This is a genomic window from Pseudomonas sp. FP215 (assembly GCF_030687795.1).
Taxonomy (GTDB): domain Bacteria; phylum Pseudomonadota; class Gammaproteobacteria; order Pseudomonadales; family Pseudomonadaceae; genus Aquipseudomonas; species Aquipseudomonas salmasensis.
Genome location: NZ_CP117447.1, coordinates 5,366,770 through 5,381,528 on the forward strand (window position 1 = coordinate 5,366,770; position 14,759 = coordinate 5,381,528).

Genomic DNA, 14,759 nt, shown 5'->3' on the forward strand with positions numbered 1-14,759 from the left:
CTGTTGCCCCACCATGTCTTGGGTGGATGAAATCAGCTTGAATGTGGGGCAGCACAAAGATGCCCCTCGGCCGTCAGGCAGCCCTGTCGATCAGAGCGGCTTGCCCCGATTGCCATGCTGGCTGACGAACGCCTGCACCGCCTTCAGGTCGTTGGCCAACACGGTGCAGCGTTCTTCACGCTCGAACAGGTCGGTCAAATGTTCCGGCAGTTCCAGCGCCTTGCCAATGCCGGCCTTCTCCACCGCTTCCGGGAACTTGACCGGGTGCGCGGTACCGAGGATCACCATTGGAATATCCAGGCTGCGGCGGCACTCGCGGGCGGCTTTCACGCCGATGGCCGTGTGCGGGTCAAGCACTTCGCCGGTCTCGGCATAGACTTGCGCGATGGTTTCGCAGGTCTGCGCGTCGTCCACGGCCAGGGAATCGAACAGCTTGCGGGTTTCGGTCCAGCGCTCTTGTTCGACGCTGAAGCCGCCACCTTGCTTGAAGCTGTTCATCAACTCGGCCAAGGCTGCGCCGTTGCGACCGTGCATGTCGAACAGCAGGCGTTCGAAGTTCGACGACACCATGATGTCCATGGACGGCGACAGCGTGGCGTGCAGGGTTTCCTTCACGTACTGGTTGCCGCTCATGAAGCGATGCAGGATGTCGTTACGGTTGGTGGCGACGATCAACTGGTTGATCGGCAGGCCCATGTTGCGCGCCAGGTAACCGGCAAAAATATCACCGAAGTTACCGGTCGGCACCGAGAACGACACCGAACGCGCCGGGCCGCCCAACTGCAGCGAGGCGTGGAAGTAGTAGACGATCTGGGCCATGATCCGCGCCCAGTTGATCGAGTTCACCGCCACCAGGCGCGTGCCCTTGAGGAAGCTCTGGTCAGCGAAGCTGTTCTTGACCATTTCCTGGCAGTCATCGAAGTTGCCTTCGATGGCGATGTTGTGGATGTTCTCGCCGAAGATGGTGGTCATCTGCCGACGCTGCACTTCGGAAACACGCTTGTGCGGGTGCAGGATGAAGATGTCGACGTTTTCGCAGTGCTTGCACCCTTCGATGGCCGCCGAGCCGGTATCGCCGGAGGTGGCGCCGATGATCACCACGCGCTCGCCGCGTTTTTCCAGCACGTAGTCGAGCAGGCGACCGAGCAGTTGCAGGGCGAAGTCCTTGAACGCCAGGGTCGGGCCGTGGAACAGCTCCAGCACCCACTCATTGCCGTTCAGTTGGCGCAGGGGCGCGATGGCGTTGTGGGAAAACACGCCGTAGGTTTCTTCCAGAATCTTCTTGAAGTCCGCATCCGGAATGCTGCCGGTCACGAACGGGCGCATCACTCGGAAAGCCAGCTCGTGATACGGCAGGCCGGCCCAGGAGGCGATTTCTTCCTGGGTGAAGCGTGGCAGGTTTTCCGGCACATACAGGCCGCCGTCGGTGGCAAGGCCTGCCAGCAGAACGTCTTCGAAATTCAGGGCCGGTGCCTGGCCGCGGGTGCTGATATAACGCATGACTGGCTCCTCTAAAACATTCTCGAACAGGGGCCGCCGAATGGACGGGGCCCCTGAAACAAATCGGTTAGTTCAAGTGTTCGACGCGAATCCGCACCACCGGGCCCACTACGCCTTGCAAGGCTTCCAGGGCGTGGATGGCATCGTTGATGTGCTGTTCGAGCACGCGGTGGGTCAGCAGGATCATCGGCACCTGGCCGTTTTGCTCCTCGACTTCCTTCTGCATGATCGACTCGATGTTGATACCGCGCTCCGACAGGATGCTGGCCACCTGGGCCAATACGCCTGGATGGTCCTGGGCCTGGATGCGCAGGTAGTAGGCACTTTCGCAGGCTTCGATCGGCAGGATCGGGTGGGCCGACAGCGAGTCCGGCTGGAAGGCCAGGTGCGGCACGCGGTTTTCCGGGTCGCTGGTCATGGCGCGAACCACGTCCACCAGGTCGGCGATCACCGACGAAGCCGTCGGCTCCATGCCGGCACCGGCGCCGTAGAACAGGGTGGAACCGGCGGCGTCACCGTTGACCATCACCGCGTTCATCACGCCGTTGACGTTGGCGATCAGGCGGTCGGCCGGGATCAGCGTCGGGTGCACACGCAACTCGATACCCGCCGCGGTGCTGCGCGCCACGCCCAGGTGCTTGATGCGGTAGCCCAGGGCTTCAGCGTAGTTGACGTCGGCGGTGGTCAGCTTGGTGATGCCTTCGGTGTAGGCCTTGTCGAACTGCAGCGGGATACCAAAGGCGATGGAGGCCAGGATGGTCAGCTTGTGGGCCGCGTCGATGCCTTCCACGTCGAAGGTCGGGTCGGCTTCGGCGTAACCCAGGGCCTGGGCTTCGGCCAGCACGTCTTCGAAGGTACGGCCCTTCTCGCGCATTTCGGTGAGGATGAAGTTACCGGTGCCGTTGATGATGCCGGCCACCCAGTTGATGCGGTTGGCGGACAGGCCTTCACGGATCGCCTTGATCACCGGGATACCACCGGCCACCGCGGCTTCGAACGCCACGATCACGCCCTTCTCGCGGGCCTTGGCGAAGATCTCGTTGCCGTGCACGGCGATCAGCGCCTTGTTGGCGGTGACCACGTGCTTGCCGTTCTCGATGGCCTTGAGCACCAGCTCGCGGGCCACGGTGTAGCCGCCAACCAGTTCGATGACGATATCGATCTCAGGGTTGGTGGCCACGGCGAACACATCGTTGGTAATCGCAATACCGGTCGTTTCGAACTGAGGCTTTGGCGAACGCGTGGCAATCTGCGCCACTTCAATCCCGCGACCTGCGCGGCGGGAAATTTCTTCAGCGTTACGCTGAAGTACGTTGAAGGTACCGCCACCGACGGTCCCTAACCCACAGATGCCTACTTTGACCGGTTTCACTGAAGAACTCCCCATGAAACGGCCGACGCTAGGTCGGCCGTGAAAACAGCCGCACAACTGCGGCTCTCAATTAATGGCCCGCCGACGGTTCGGCGGGCCATGATCGTCAAAGGCTCAACGATAAATGCTTACTTGGCACCCAGTGCCAGTTTGGCAACTTGCGGCGCCGGCTGGTAGCCCGGAATCACCTGGCCGTCGGCCAAAACGATGGCCGGTGTACCGTTTACACCAATGGACTGGCCCAGGGCGAACTGCTTGGAAACCGGGTTGGCGCATTTGGCCGATTTGATTTCCTTGCCATCGACCATCTTGTCCATGGCTGCTTTCTTGTCGGCCGAGCACCACACTGCCTGCAACTGCTCGTCACCCGGCGAACCCAGGCCCTGGCGCGGGAAGGCGACGTAGCGCACTTCAACGCCCAGCTTGTTCAGCGCCGGGATTTCAGCGTGCAGCTTGTGGCAGTACGGGCAGGTGGTGTCGGTGAACACGGTGATGTGGGTCTTGGTTTCGCCAATGGCGGGGTAAACCACGGTTTCAGCCACCGGGATGCCGTTGATCAGCTTGGACACGCCCAGGCGCTCGGCCTTCTCAGTCAGGTTGACCGGCTTGCCGTCCTTGAGCTGGAACAGGTAGCCCTGGACGATGTACTGGCCATCGGCACTGGCGTACAGCACACGGCTGCCCTTGAGCTTGACTTCATACAGGCCGGCCATGGGGCTGGCGCTGATGCTTTCGATAGGCGTGTCGAGCGCCAGGTTGGCCAGGCTCTTGCGGATGGTCTGCTCGGCCGCATCATCGGCGAGCGCAAAGGTGGAAACCAACGCAATGGCTGCGGCGGCAATAATCTGGGTCAAGCGCATGGGAACTCCTGAAGGCAGAGGCAGGGACGGGAGCAGAATACTGATCTGGACCACAATGGATGCCGTCCCCTTTGCGAACCGGCAAAGCCTACCACAGTTGGGCGGGAGGGCAGCCCGCGACAGGTAAAATGGGCCATTTCTGACGGTTTTATCCGCGAGGGTGATGCTTGGCGTGCATGTCCTGCAAACGTGCGCGCGCCACATGGGTGTAGATCTGGGTTGTGGATAAGTCGCTGTGCCCCAGCAGCATTTGCACCACGCGCAAATCCGCGCCGTGGTTGAGCAAGTGGGTGGCGAAGGCATGGCGCAAGGTGTGGGGTGACAGCGCCTTGCCTATCCCGGCCACTTTGGCCTGGTGCTTGATGCGGTGCCAGAAGGTCTGGCGGGTCATCTGCTCGCCGCGCAGGCTGGGAAACAGCACGTCGCTGGGGCGCCCACCGAGCAGTTCGTGGCGCGCATCGCGCATGTAGCGCTCGACCCACACAATCGCCTCCTCGCCCATGGGCACCAGCCGCTCCTTGCTGCCCTTGCCCATCACGCGCAATACGCCCTGGCGCAGGTTGACCTGTTCCAGGGTCAGGCTGATCAGTTCGGTCACGCGCAGGCCGCAGGCGTAGAGCACTTCCAGCATGGCGCGGTCGCGTTGGCCGATGGCTTCACTGAGATCCGGCGCAGCCAACAGGGCCTCCACATCGGTTTCCGACAAAGACTTAGGAAGAGGCCTACCTAATTGCGGCATATCGACTTGTAGAGTTGGATCGGTCGCGATGAGTTTTTCCCGCAACAGATAGCGATAAAAGCCACGCACACCGGAGAGGAATCGCGCAGTAGAGCGCGGTTTGTAGTTCTGCTCCAGGCGCCAGGCCAAGTGATCGAGGATCAGCTCGCGCCCGGCATTGATCAGTTCAAGGTTTTTTTCCTGCAGCCAGCCGTTGAACAACGCCAGGTCGCTGCGGTACGCCTGGCGTGTGTTGTCCGACAGGCCTTTTTCTAACCAGAGGGCGTCGAGGAAGCGGTCGATCAGGGGATGGTCAATGGCAGGCATGGGCACTCAAGCAACGCAGCACAAGGCAATACGCGAATTATTTAGTGAACTGTGGCAAGAGCCATTAGTCTTTCATAGCCCGCTAATTCAAGGAACAGGAAGCTTTAATGAACGAACAACAGATTTTGTTGGCTTTTGGCGGTATTGGCGTGGCCGCACTCGGCTGCCAGTGGCTGGCCTGGCGCCTGAAACTGCCAGCGATTCTGTTTCTTCTGCTGAGCGGGATTCTGGCAGGGCCGATACTCGGATGGCTCGACCCGCAGGAAATGTTCGGCCCTCTGTTGATGCCATTGGTGTCGTTGGCCGTGGCGCTGATCCTGTTTGAGGGCAGCCTGACCCTGCACCTGTCGGAATGGAAGGAAATCGGCAGCGTCGTCCACCGGCTGGTCACCGTCGGGGCACTCTCGACCTGGGCAGTGATCACCCTGGCCACCCACTGGCTGCTGGGTTTTGACTGGATGCTGGCGCTGCTGTTCGGCACGCTGACACTGGTCACCGGCCCGACGGTGATTGTGCCCATGCTGCGCGTGGTGCGCCCTAAAGCCTCCATCGCCAACATCCTGCGCTGGGAAGGCATCGTCATCGACCCGATTGGCGCGCTGCTGGCGGTAGTGGTGTATAGCTTCATCATCGCCAGCGCATCAGGCGACGGCTTGAGCCACAGCCTGCTGACCTTCGGCGGCGTTATCCTTTGCGGCAGCCTGTTCGGCATCGCCGGTGGCTGGGTACTGGGGCAGATCATGCGCCGCCAGTGGTTGCCGGAATACCTGCATAACCTGGCGACACTGGCGGGCGTGCTGGGCATCTTCATCGCCTCCAACCAGGTGATGCATGAGTCCGGCCTGCTGGCGGTCACGCTGATGGGCATGTGGATGGCGAACATGAAAGGCGTGGATGTACGGCACATCCTGCACTTCAAGGAAAACCTCAGTGTGTTGCTGATTTCCGGGCTATTTATCCTGCTGGCGGCACGCCTGGACCTGAACGCCATGATCGCCCTGGGGCCGTTCGTGTTGATCCTGCTGTTGATCATCCAATTTATTGCACGCCCGCTGAACGTGGCGCTTTCGACCTTTGGCTCGGGGTTGAACTGGCGCGAGCGCGCGCTGCTGGCCTGGATCGCCCCACGGGGGATCGTGGCGGCGGCGGTGTCAGCGATCTTTGCGATCCGCCTGGATGAGGCCGGCCACGAAGGTGCGCTGTTGCTGGTGCCGCTGACCTTTGCGGTGATCATCGGCACCGTGGTGCTGCAAAGCGCCACGGCGCGCCCCTTGGCCCGCCTGCTGAAAGTCGCTGAGCCGGCGCCCAGCGGCTTCCTGATCGTAGGTGCGAACGGCCCAGCGCGGGCACTCGGTAAGGCATTGCAGCAACTGGGCAGCCGCGTGTTGCTGACGGATTCCAGCTGGGAAAACATCCGCGCCAGTCGTATGGAAGGCTTGCCTACGTACTTCGGTAACCCGGCCTCCCAGCATGCCGAGTCCCATCTGGACCTGGTCGGCCTGGGGCATCTGCTTGCGCTCTCGCCTTCTGGCGAACTGAATGCCTTGGCCACCATGCGTTTTCGCCATGATTTCGGCCATCGCCTGTTCGCCCTGGCCAGCAGCCAGGAAAGCCGCCGCACCGACAAGCACAAGGCCAGCCACGAACACCGTGGCCACTTGCTGGGCAGCCAACCCTTGAGCTACACCAAATTGGCCAGCCTGCTGGGCCAAGGCGCCGAGTTGTACAGCACTAGCCTCACCGACGGCTTTGGCTGGGAGCAGTACCAGGCGTTGCACGGGGAGCGCGCCACCTTGCTGTTTGCCCGGGACACCAGCGGCTGGGTGCACGTGGTCTCGCCCGAGAGTAACTTGAAGCCTGTAGCGGGCTGGACCTTGCTGGCGGTCATTCAACCGCAGGCCAGCACCGCCGAGTAATCAGTCAACAAAGCCAGGCAGTACCGGGACAGGGCGTTTATCTGCGTCAATCGCGACGAAGCTGAACACGCCCTGGATCGCCTTTTCACGGCCATCAGCGCTCATGCTCTCAACGAACACCTCCACTTCGACCTTGAGGCTGGTGTTGCCGACTTTGATCACCCGACCGATCAGCTCAACGATAGAGCCGGCCGGGATCGCGTGGTTGAAGTCGATACGGTCGGTGGAGACCGTCACCAAAGGCAAGCGACAGAAACGCGTGGCGGTGATGAATGACACTTCGTCCATCCATGCCAGGGCGGTGCCGCCGAACAGGGTGTTGTGGTGGTTGGTGGTGGGCGGGAACACAGCCTTGGTCACATGGGTGACCGACAGGTCGGTGCGGCGCTGGATTTCTTCGAGGCGGGTGGTCATGGGTCAATACCAACAGATAGGCAAATTTCAGGCACAAAAAAGCAGCCCGTAGGCTGCTTTTTTCTGCATCGGGAAGCTGGACTTAAGCCAGTTTTTCCTTGATGCGAGCTGCTTTACCGGACAGGTCACGCAGGTAGTACAGCTTGGCTTTACGTACGTCACCGCGACGCTTAACGGCCATGCTGTCGATTTGCGGGCTGTAGGTCTGGAAAGTACGCTCTACGCCAACACCGTTGGAGATTTTACGAACAGTGAAAGCACTGTTCACACCACGGTTACGCTTGGCGATTACCACGCCTTCGAACGCTTGCAGACGCGAACGGTCGCCTTCCTTCACTTTCACCTGAACGACAATAGTGTCGCCCGGGGCAAAGGTAGGGATCTCTTTGGTCATCTGCTCTGCTTCGAGTGCAAGGATGATTTTGTTAGTCATGCTGTGCTCCTAAGGTAAGTCAATGGACCTACCATCGATACGTTGTTAACTATCGTCCCGCGCGAGGATGTATTCCTCGAGCAGCTTCTTCTCTTCTCCAGAAAGCGAGCGGCTTTCCAGAAGATCGGCGCGTCGTTCATAGGTCCGACCAAGGGACTGCTGTAAACGCCAACGCCGGATGTGTGCGTGATTGCCACTTAGCAATACGTCGGGAACACGCTGATCCACATACACCTCCGGACGGGTGTAGTGCGGGCAATCCAGCAAACCATCCGTGAAGGAATCTTCCTCCGCGGAGTCCGCATGCCCTAAAGCTCCGGGCAGCAGTCGTGTAACCGCATCTATCAGGACCATCGCCGGCAGCTCGCCGCCAGACAGGACATAGTCCCCAATCGACCACTCTTCATCGACATGAGCTTCAATAAAACGCTCGTCAATGCCTTCATAGCGACCGGCAATCAGGATCAAACTTTCCTCATTCGCCAGTTCGCGTACCGCCGCCTGTTTCAGCTGACGGCCTTGAGGGGACAGGTAAATTACCTTCGCCTTCTCCCCGGCGGCTGCCTTGGCCTGAACCAACGCATCTTCCAGGGGCTTGATCTTCATCACCATGCCCGGGCCACCGCCAAATGGGCGATCGTCCACAGTGTGATGTCGATCCGTCGTGTAGTCTCGCGGGTTCCAACAGGTGAGCTGCAACAGCCCCTGTTTCACCGCCCGACTGGTGATGCCGTACTCGCTGATGGCGGAAAACATCTCGGGAAACAAACTGATCACTTCAATGCGCAAATTAGCCACGCTTAGAAGTCCGCGTCCCATTCCACCTTCATCTCGCCTGCGGCCAGGTCGACGGCCAACACGCATTGCTCGGTATAGGGCAACAGGCGTTTACGGTCATCCAGGCTGCCAGCGCAAGGCTTGACCACCATTACATCATTGGCGCCGGTTTCCAGAAGATGATCGATTTTCCCCAGCAATTGCCCGAGTTGATCAATAACCTTCAGACCTTCCAGCTGGTACCAGTAGTACTCGCCGTCGGTCAATTCAGGGAACAGGTTGCGCGGCACGCAGATCTCATAACCGGCCAGAAGACGAGCTTCTTCACGGTCATCAAGACCCTTGAGCTTTGCGACCAGGAACTTGTCGCTCCCGCGTCCACTGACCAGCTCAACCTGCTTCACACTACCCTCGCGCTTGAGCGTCCAGGTCTTGTACTGCAACAGGTTTTCAGTCGGATCAGTAAAGGAATACACCTTCACTTCGCCGCGAACGCCATGAACAGAGTAAATCTTGCCGATAACGATCAAATCATCAGCAACAGCTGGCGTCGCGTTCATATTGCTCAGGCTGCGGCCTTAGCCGAGTCCTTCAACAGTTTTGCAACGCGCTCGGATGGCTGTGCGCCAACGCTCAGCCAGTAGGCTACGCGCTCTTGGTTCACGGACAGACGAACTTCTTGACCACGAGCAACAGGGTTGAAGAAACCAACCTGTTCCTTGTGCGAACCGTCACGCGGGTTGCGGCTGTCGGTTACGGTCAAGTGGTAAAACGGGCGCTTTTTGGAGCCGCCAAGGGCAAGACGGATTGTTAGCATGTGAACATCGTTCCTGTAGTCGGTGCTGCAAATCTAAATGCACAGCGGGCATAGGTGCCCGAAAGGCCGCATATTCTAAGGAATATCCGGACTTTTGCAAATGTCTTTTTCTGGCGCCTATCAACGTGCCATTCAGATCTGCTATAGAGCCGTCGGTTAAAACGGCGAGTCAGCGCCCGCCAACGGCGGGTTTGCTGGAGATCCCACATCCTTGTGGGGCGGAGCGCAAGCAAGGCTTGCGCTCGAATACTTTACATTTTAGGCATGCCGCCGCCGGGCAACATACCGCCCATGCCGCGCATCATCTTGGCCATACCGCCCTTGGCGGAGAATTTCTTCATCATCTTCTGCATCTGCTTGTGCTGCTTGATCAAGCGACCGATGTCCTGCACCTGGGTGCCGGAACCCATGGCGATCCGGCGCTTGCGCGAACCGCTGATCAGCTCAGGGTCGCGGCGCTCGGCCGGGGTCATGGAGTTGATGATGGCTTCCATCTGCTTGAACTGCTTCTCTGCCGCGCCCTGGGCGTTGCCCATTTGCGCCAGGTTCACACCGCCGATGTTGGGCAGCTTGTCCATCAGGCCGCCGAGGCCGCCCATGTTCTTCATCTGTTGCAGCTGGTCGCGGAAGTCTTCGAGGTCGAAGCCCTTGCCCTTCTTCAGCTTCTTGGCCAGTTTGTCGGCCTTGTCCTTGTCGAGCGTGGCTTCGGCCTGCTCGATCAGGCTGAGCACGTCACCCATGCCGAGGATGCGCGAGGCGATACGCTCAGGGTGGAACGGCTCGAGCGCTTCGCTCTTCTCGCCCATACCAATGAACTTGATCGGCTTGCCAGTGATGGCACGTACCGACAGCGCAGCACCGCCACGGGCGTCGCCGTCGACCTTGGTGAGGATCACGCCGGTCAGCGGCAGTGCGTCACCAAAGGCCTTGGCGGTGTTGGCCGCATCCTGGCCGGTCATGGCGTCGACCACGAACAGCGTCTCGACCGGGTTGATCGCGGCATGCAGCGCCTTGATCTCGCCCATCATCTCTTCGTCGATGTGCAGGCGACCGGCGGTATCGACGATGACCACGTCAATGAATTTGAGCTTGGCTTCTTTAATAGCCGCGTTGGCGATGTCGACCGGCTTCTGGCTCAGGTCGGACGGGAAGAAGGTCACGCCCACTTCGCCCGCGAGCATTTCCAACTGTTTGATGGCCGCCGGACGGTACACGTCGGCCGACACCACCATCACGGATTTCTTCTTGCGCTCTTTAAGGAAGCGCGCCAGTTTGCCGGCGGTGGTGGTTTTACCCGCACCTTGCAGGCCCGCCATCAGCACGACGGCTGGCGGCACGGCGCTGAGGTTCAGGTCTTCGTTGGCCGCGCCCATCAGGCTTTCGAGCTCGGCCTGGACGATCTTCACAAAGGCCTGGCCCGGGGTCAGGCTGCGGGACACTTCGGTGCCGACCGCACGTTCCTTGACCGAGTTGACGAAGTCCTTCACCACCGGCAAAGCCACGTCGGCTTCCAGCAACGCCATGCGCACTTCACGCAGGGTGTCTTTAATATTGTCCTCGGTCAGCTTGGCCTTGCCGGTAACGTGGCGCAGCGTCTGCGAGAGACGGTCAGTCAAGTTTTCAAACATGCGCGATCCTTTCAGGCCCTATTCATCGAAATGCAGGTAGACCGAGGTAATGGCGGCCCAGGCTGGGGGAAATCGCTATTGAAAACAGCGTTCGCCGAGCCTGCGGCGTGGGCAGGTCGCGGATTATAGCGAAGACTGCGCCCATGCACACCCGCTGTCTGGCCCGGGAGTCTTTCTTGCAACGCAGGTGTGTGCCAAACTCAACGCCTTTCGGGCTTGCCTACCAGGATTTATGCTCCCTTTGTCACCCAGTTTGCTACCCAGCCTCGCCGCCGCCATTTTGTATGCCGCTGCGACCCTCTACCAGGGCACTCGTCTGGCCCAAGGCGCCAAAGCGGACAAACGTCTGCTCGTCGGCCTTGGCGTGCTGGCCCTGCTGGCCCATGCCGCCAGCCTGTTCACCCACCTGATGACCCCGGTCGGCCTGGGCCTGGACTTTTTCAGCGCCGCCAGCCTGATCGCCGCGGCCGTCATCGCGCTGACGCTGCTGGCCTGCTACCGGATCCCGGTGGAGAACCTGCTGGTGCTGTTATTCCCCCTGGGAATGCTGACGGTGCTGCTGGCGCAATTCACTCCCACCGGCACCGTACAGGTGATCGACGAGGAGCCGGGCATCCTCGCCCACATCCTGTTGTCGATCCTCGCCTACGGCATGTTCACCATCGCGGTGTTCCAGGCCCTGCTCCTGCTGTTGCAGGATCACCAGCTCAAGCACAAGCACCCGTCCGGGCTGATCAAGAACTTCCCACCCCTGCAAACCATGGAAAGCCTGCTGTTCGGGTTCCTGTGGGCCGGTTGGACCCTGCTGTCGCTGTCGCTGATCTCCGGCTGGCTGTTCGTCGAAAACCTGTTTGCTCAGCACCTGGTGCATAAAACCTTGCTGGCGTGCCTGGCGTGGGTGGTGTTCAGCGTGCTGCTGTGGGGGCGCAACCGCCTCGGCTGGCGTGGGCACAAGGCCATTCGCTGGACCCTGGCCGGTTTCTGCCTGTTGATGCTGGCCTATTTCGGCAGCAAGCTGGTTCGCGAATACATCCTGCATATCTGACGGGCAGTGATCATGGACAACTTGCCCTTAGGGCCGATGCTCGCCGTAATTGCCCTGCTGATTTTGTGGGCGGCGTTGTTTACCGCCATCGAAGCCGCGCAACAACACCTGCTGGCCCTGCGCCCAGGCACACGCCAGGGCGACAAGGCGGCTGCGCGCCTGAGCTTCCCGCGCCATAGCCTGATCCTGTGCAACAGCCTGTGCCGCGCCGCCGTGGTGATTCTTTGCACCCTGCTGGCGATCTATGCCTGGGCAGAGAACGGGCCCTGGCTGGGCTGGCTGATTTCCTGCGCAGCGCTGCTGGTACTGGCCGACTACCTGCCCCGCACCCTGGCCACCCGTCATCCGCAAGCAGTGCTGGGCTTTGGCAATACATTGCTGGGCGTGCCGCTGAAAATCCTCTACCCCCTGGCCTGGCTGCTCAATGGCGTCAGCCTGCTGTTATTGCGCCCGTTTGCACGCAAATCCGGCGTGGTCAAAAACAGCGACGACCCCCTGCCCGACCATGACGACGACCCAGAGCCCGACACCGACGCCGACCGCACGCCCGGCCTGCCCGGCATCCATGCCCTGGACAACATCACGGTCAACGACATCCTGGTGCCGCGCAGTGAAGTGGACGGTATCAACCTGGATGAGCCGATAGAAGCCATCATCGAACAGTTGCGCACCTCGCCACGCACCCGATTGCCGGTGTTCCACAGCGACATCAACCAGGTGCAGGCCGTGCTCAATACCCGGCAGGTCCAACACCTGCTGCCCGACGCCAGCCTGACCAAAGAGGCCCTGCTCGCCGCCTGCCACGAGCCTTACTTCGTGCCGGAAAGCACGCCGTTGCAGCTGCAACTGCTGAACTTCCACAAACAGCAGCGGCGCCTGGGCATGGTGGTGGACGAGTACGGTGAAGTGCTGGGCATTGTCACCCTGGAAGATATTCTGGAAGAGATCGTCGGCGAGTTCGAAAGCGACCAGGCTGTGGATAACCCGCATATCGAAGCCCAGCCCGATGGTCGCTACATCATCGACGGCGCCGCCTCGATCCGTGAATTGAACAAAAGCCTGGGCTGGCACCTGCCCAGCGACGGCCCCAAGACCCTCAACGGCCTGGTCACCGAGGCGCTGGAGACCATTCCCGATTGCGCGGTGTGCCTGAAAGTCGGCCGCTATCGCCTGGAAATCCTCGAGACCGAGGACAACCGGGTGAGCAAGGTGTTGATCTGGCATACCAGCCACGTGCCAGTCGCTGCATAAGCATCTGGACACACACATCCCCATGTGGGGCTTGCCCCAATGCCCTCTGTAGGAGCGAGCTTGCTCGCGAGAAATCTGTAGGCGCCGCGTTTATTCAGAAAGTACGCGTTATCGTTGACGTTTTCGCGAGCAAGCTCGCTCCTACAGAAGTCACTTGTTGTCTCTCCAAACCCCTTCCTATAATCCCTGCGGCTTACCCAAGCCCCGCCCGACCGCGTGCTACCCGCACCCAGCGTGTCCTGGCACCGCCTTACCATGTCCGACCGGTGTTTGCTCCCATCCCGAGCCGCCCCGCGCACAGCCCTGATCCATGGGTGTTCGACCAATAATAATCCGCGTCCAAACGCGCAATAACCGTCAGGGATAACGTCATGAGCACCACCTACCAAGAGGCCGCGAGCGCCGCCCCAGCCAACTCGACCGCCCGCGTCGCCACGGCGAGCATCGTCGGCACCGCCATTGAGTTCTACGATTTCTACATCTACGCCACGGCTGCCGCCTTGGTGATCGGCCCGGTGTTCTTCCCCCAGACCTCCGGCACCGCGCAGATGCTGGCGTCGTTCCTGACCTTCGGCATCGCCTTTATCGCCCGCCCGTTGGGGTCTGCGTTGTTCGGCCACTTCGGCGACCGTATCGGCCGTAAATCCACCCTGGTGGCTTCTCTGCTATTGATGGGTGTATGTACCACCTTGATCGGCTTGCTGCCGGGCTACGACAGCATCGGCGCCTGGGCGCCGATTCTCTTGTGTGTTTTGCGCTTCGGCCAAGGCCTGGGCCTGGGTGGGGAATGGGGTGGCGCGGCCTTGCTGGCGACCGAGAACGCGCCCAAGGGCAAACGCGCCTGGTTCGGCATGTTCCCGCAACTGGGCCCGTCGATTGGCTTCCTGGCGGCCAACGGCCTGTTTCTGATTTTGGCCATGAGCCTGAATGACGAACAGTTCCGCAGTTGGGGCTGGCGCATTCCGTTCATTCTCAGTGCCGCGCTGGTGATGGTGGGCCTGTATGCGCGCCTCAAACTGCATGAGACGCCGGTGTTCGCCAATGCCGTGGCCAAGGAAAAACCAGTGAAAGTGCCGCTGGTGGAACTGTTCAGCCAGCATTGGCTGCCGGTACTGCTGGGCGCCGCGTCGATGGTGGTGTGCTATGCGCTGTTCTATATCACCACGGCGTTTTCGTTGAGCTACGGTGTTTCCACCTTGGGCTACAGCCGTGAAACCTTCCTCGCCCTGCTGTGTTTCGCGGTGTTGTTCATGGGGCTGGCAACGCCATTGGCTGCCCTGGCCAGTGATCGCTACGGGCGCAAGCCGGTGTTGATCGTCGGTGCGGTCCTGGCGATTCTGTCGGGCTTTACCATGGAGCCGCTGCTGACCCATGGCTCGACCTGGGCCGTGGCGCTGTTTCTGGCGCTGGAGCTGTTTTTGATGGGCGTGACGTTCGCACCGATGGGTGCCCTGCTGCCGGAATTGTTCCCGACGCGTGTGCGTTATACCGGCGCATCGGCAGCGTATAACCTGGGTGGGATCGTGGGGGCCTCGGCGGCACCCTTCTTCGCGACCAAGCTGGTGGCGATGGGTGGTTTGAGTTATGTCGGGGGGTATGTGTCGGCGGCAGCGTTGCTGAGTTTGATTGCGGTGCTGTGCCTGAAAGAGACGCGGGATAATGACTTGAACAAGGTCACCTGACCCCATGCTCGTTCCCACG

At 60.6% G+C, this 14,759-nt stretch carries 14 protein-coding genes; 4 read left to right on the forward strand and 10 right to left on the reverse strand.

All coding sequences use genetic code 11. From position 1 onward, the window contains the following. Positions 1-90: 90 nt before the first annotated feature. The 4 genes from thrC to xerD form a co-directional block, all read right to left on the reverse strand. Complete coding sequence (gene thrC / locus PSH76_RS24295) at positions 91-1,500, reverse strand: threonine synthase (protein WP_003193958.1); 1,410 nt, start codon at positions 1,498-1,500, stop codon at positions 91-93. Between the two features lie 67 nt (positions 1,501-1,567). Next, the gene (locus PSH76_RS24300; protein WP_032895431.1) at positions 1,568-2,872 is read right to left on the reverse strand and encodes a homoserine dehydrogenase; all 1,305 of its coding nucleotides are present in this window, start codon (positions 2,870-2,872) and stop codon (positions 1,568-1,570) included. A 128-nt stretch (positions 2,873-3,000) separates the two neighbouring features. Further along, positions 3,001-3,732 (reverse strand): thioredoxin fold domain-containing protein, encoded by a 732-nt coding sequence (locus PSH76_RS24305; RefSeq protein WP_003193960.1) that lies wholly within the window; start codon positions 3,730-3,732, stop codon positions 3,001-3,003. 148 nt (positions 3,733-3,880) lie between these two features. Further along, positions 3,881-4,777 (reverse strand): site-specific tyrosine recombinase XerD, encoded by an 897-nt coding sequence (xerD, locus tag PSH76_RS24310; RefSeq protein ID WP_098950464.1) that lies wholly within the window; start codon positions 4,775-4,777, stop codon positions 3,881-3,883. A 107-nt stretch (positions 4,778-4,884) separates the two neighbouring features. Between xerD and PSH76_RS24315 the strand changes: the two genes are divergently transcribed. Beyond that, entirely contained in the window at positions 4,885-6,693 is a 1,809-nt protein-coding gene (locus tag PSH76_RS24315) for a sodium:proton antiporter (protein WP_032895429.1), read from the forward strand. Here PSH76_RS24315 and PSH76_RS24320 read toward each other — a convergent pair whose 3' ends face one another. From PSH76_RS24320 to ffh, 6 genes are all read right to left on the reverse strand, one after another. Continuing rightward, entirely contained in the window at positions 6,694-7,107 is a 414-nt protein-coding gene (locus PSH76_RS24320) for an acyl-CoA thioesterase (protein ID WP_003193963.1), read from the reverse strand. It abuts the gene before it with no gap. A gap of 82 nt (positions 7,108-7,189) precedes the next feature. Beyond that, positions 7,190-7,540 (reverse strand): 50S ribosomal protein L19, encoded by a 351-nt coding sequence (gene rplS, locus PSH76_RS24325; RefSeq protein WP_003175895.1) that lies wholly within the window; start codon positions 7,538-7,540, stop codon positions 7,190-7,192. Positions 7,541-7,585: 45 nt separating this feature from the next. After that, on the reverse strand, positions 7,586-8,359 hold the full coding sequence (gene trmD, locus PSH76_RS24330) for a tRNA (guanosine(37)-N1)-methyltransferase TrmD (RefSeq protein WP_153475158.1): 774 nt from the start codon (positions 8,357-8,359) through the stop codon (positions 7,586-7,588). Further along, a complete protein-coding gene (gene rimM, locus PSH76_RS24335; protein ID WP_305493034.1) occupies positions 8,341-8,877 on the reverse strand; it encodes a ribosome maturation factor RimM in 537 nt (178 codons plus the stop codon). The genes trmD and rimM overlap by 19 nt, the downstream gene beginning before the upstream one ends. A gap of 5 nt (positions 8,878-8,882) precedes the next feature. After that, the gene (rpsP, locus tag PSH76_RS24340) at positions 8,883-9,134 is read right to left on the reverse strand and encodes a 30S ribosomal protein S16 (protein WP_003175899.1); all 252 of its coding nucleotides are present in this window, start codon (positions 9,132-9,134) and stop codon (positions 8,883-8,885) included. A gap of 251 nt (positions 9,135-9,385) precedes the next feature. Beyond that, positions 9,386-10,762, reverse strand: coding sequence for a signal recognition particle protein (gene ffh / locus PSH76_RS24345; RefSeq protein ID WP_003193965.1), 1,377 nt, complete (start codon positions 10,760-10,762; stop codon positions 9,386-9,388). 232 nt (positions 10,763-10,994) lie between these two features. Here ffh and PSH76_RS24350 point away from each other — a divergent pair, with 232 nt between their 5' ends. The 3 genes from PSH76_RS24350 to PSH76_RS24360 all read left to right on the forward strand — a co-directional run bounded on the left by PSH76_RS24350 (position 10,995) and on the right by PSH76_RS24360 (position 14,740). Then, positions 10,995-11,807 carry an inner membrane protein YpjD gene (locus PSH76_RS24350; RefSeq protein ID WP_003193966.1) on the forward strand — a complete coding sequence of 271 codons (813 nt, stop codon included), beginning with the start codon at positions 10,995-10,997 and terminating at the stop codon, positions 11,805-11,807. A gap of 12 nt (positions 11,808-11,819) precedes the next feature. Further along, positions 11,820-13,058 (forward strand): transporter associated domain-containing protein, encoded by a 1,239-nt coding sequence (locus PSH76_RS24355; RefSeq protein ID WP_305493035.1) that lies wholly within the window; start codon positions 11,820-11,822, stop codon positions 13,056-13,058. 371 nt (positions 13,059-13,429) lie between these two features. Continuing rightward, complete coding sequence (locus PSH76_RS24360; protein ID WP_032895427.1) at positions 13,430-14,740, forward strand: MFS transporter; 1,311 nt, start codon at positions 13,430-13,432, stop codon at positions 14,738-14,740. Positions 14,741-14,759 lie beyond the last annotated feature (19 nt).

Bases quoted from the DNA above. Each gene is read 5' to 3' on its own strand.
- thrC (WP_003193958.1), bottom strand. From the start codon at position 1,500: ATGCGTTATATCAGCACCCGCGGCCAGGCACCGGCCCTGAATTTCGAA.
- PSH76_RS24305 (WP_003193960.1), bottom strand. From the start codon at position 3,732: ATGCGCTTGACCCAGATTATTGCCGCCGCAGCCATTGCGTTGGTTTCC.
- xerD (WP_098950464.1), bottom strand. From the start codon at position 4,777: ATGCCTGCCATTGACCATCCCCTGATCGACCGCTTCCTCGACGCCCTC.
- PSH76_RS24315 (WP_032895429.1), top strand. From the start codon at position 4,885: ATGAACGAACAACAGATTTTGTTGGCTTTTGGCGGTATTGGCGTGGCC.
- PSH76_RS24320 (WP_003193963.1), bottom strand. From the start codon at position 7,107: ATGACCACCCGCCTCGAAGAAATCCAGCGCCGCACCGACCTGTCGGTC.
- rplS (WP_003175895.1), bottom strand. From the start codon at position 7,540: ATGACTAACAAAATCATCCTTGCACTCGAAGCAGAGCAGATGACCAAA.
- trmD (WP_153475158.1), bottom strand. From the start codon at position 8,359: ATGGGACGCGGACTTCTAAGCGTGGCTAATTTGCGCATTGAAGTGATC.
- rimM (WP_305493034.1), bottom strand. From the start codon at position 8,877: ATGAACGCGACGCCAGCTGTTGCTGATGATTTGATCGTTATCGGCAAG.
- rpsP (WP_003175899.1), bottom strand. From the start codon at position 9,134: ATGCTAACAATCCGTCTTGCCCTTGGCGGCTCCAAAAAGCGCCCGTTT.
- ffh (WP_003193965.1), bottom strand. From the start codon at position 10,762: ATGTTTGAAAACTTGACTGACCGTCTCTCGCAGACGCTGCGCCACGTT.
- PSH76_RS24350 (WP_003193966.1), top strand. From the start codon at position 10,995: ATGCTCCCTTTGTCACCCAGTTTGCTACCCAGCCTCGCCGCCGCCATT.
- PSH76_RS24355 (WP_305493035.1), top strand. From the start codon at position 11,820: ATGGACAACTTGCCCTTAGGGCCGATGCTCGCCGTAATTGCCCTGCTG.
- PSH76_RS24360 (WP_032895427.1), top strand. From the start codon at position 13,430: ATGAGCACCACCTACCAAGAGGCCGCGAGCGCCGCCCCAGCCAACTCG.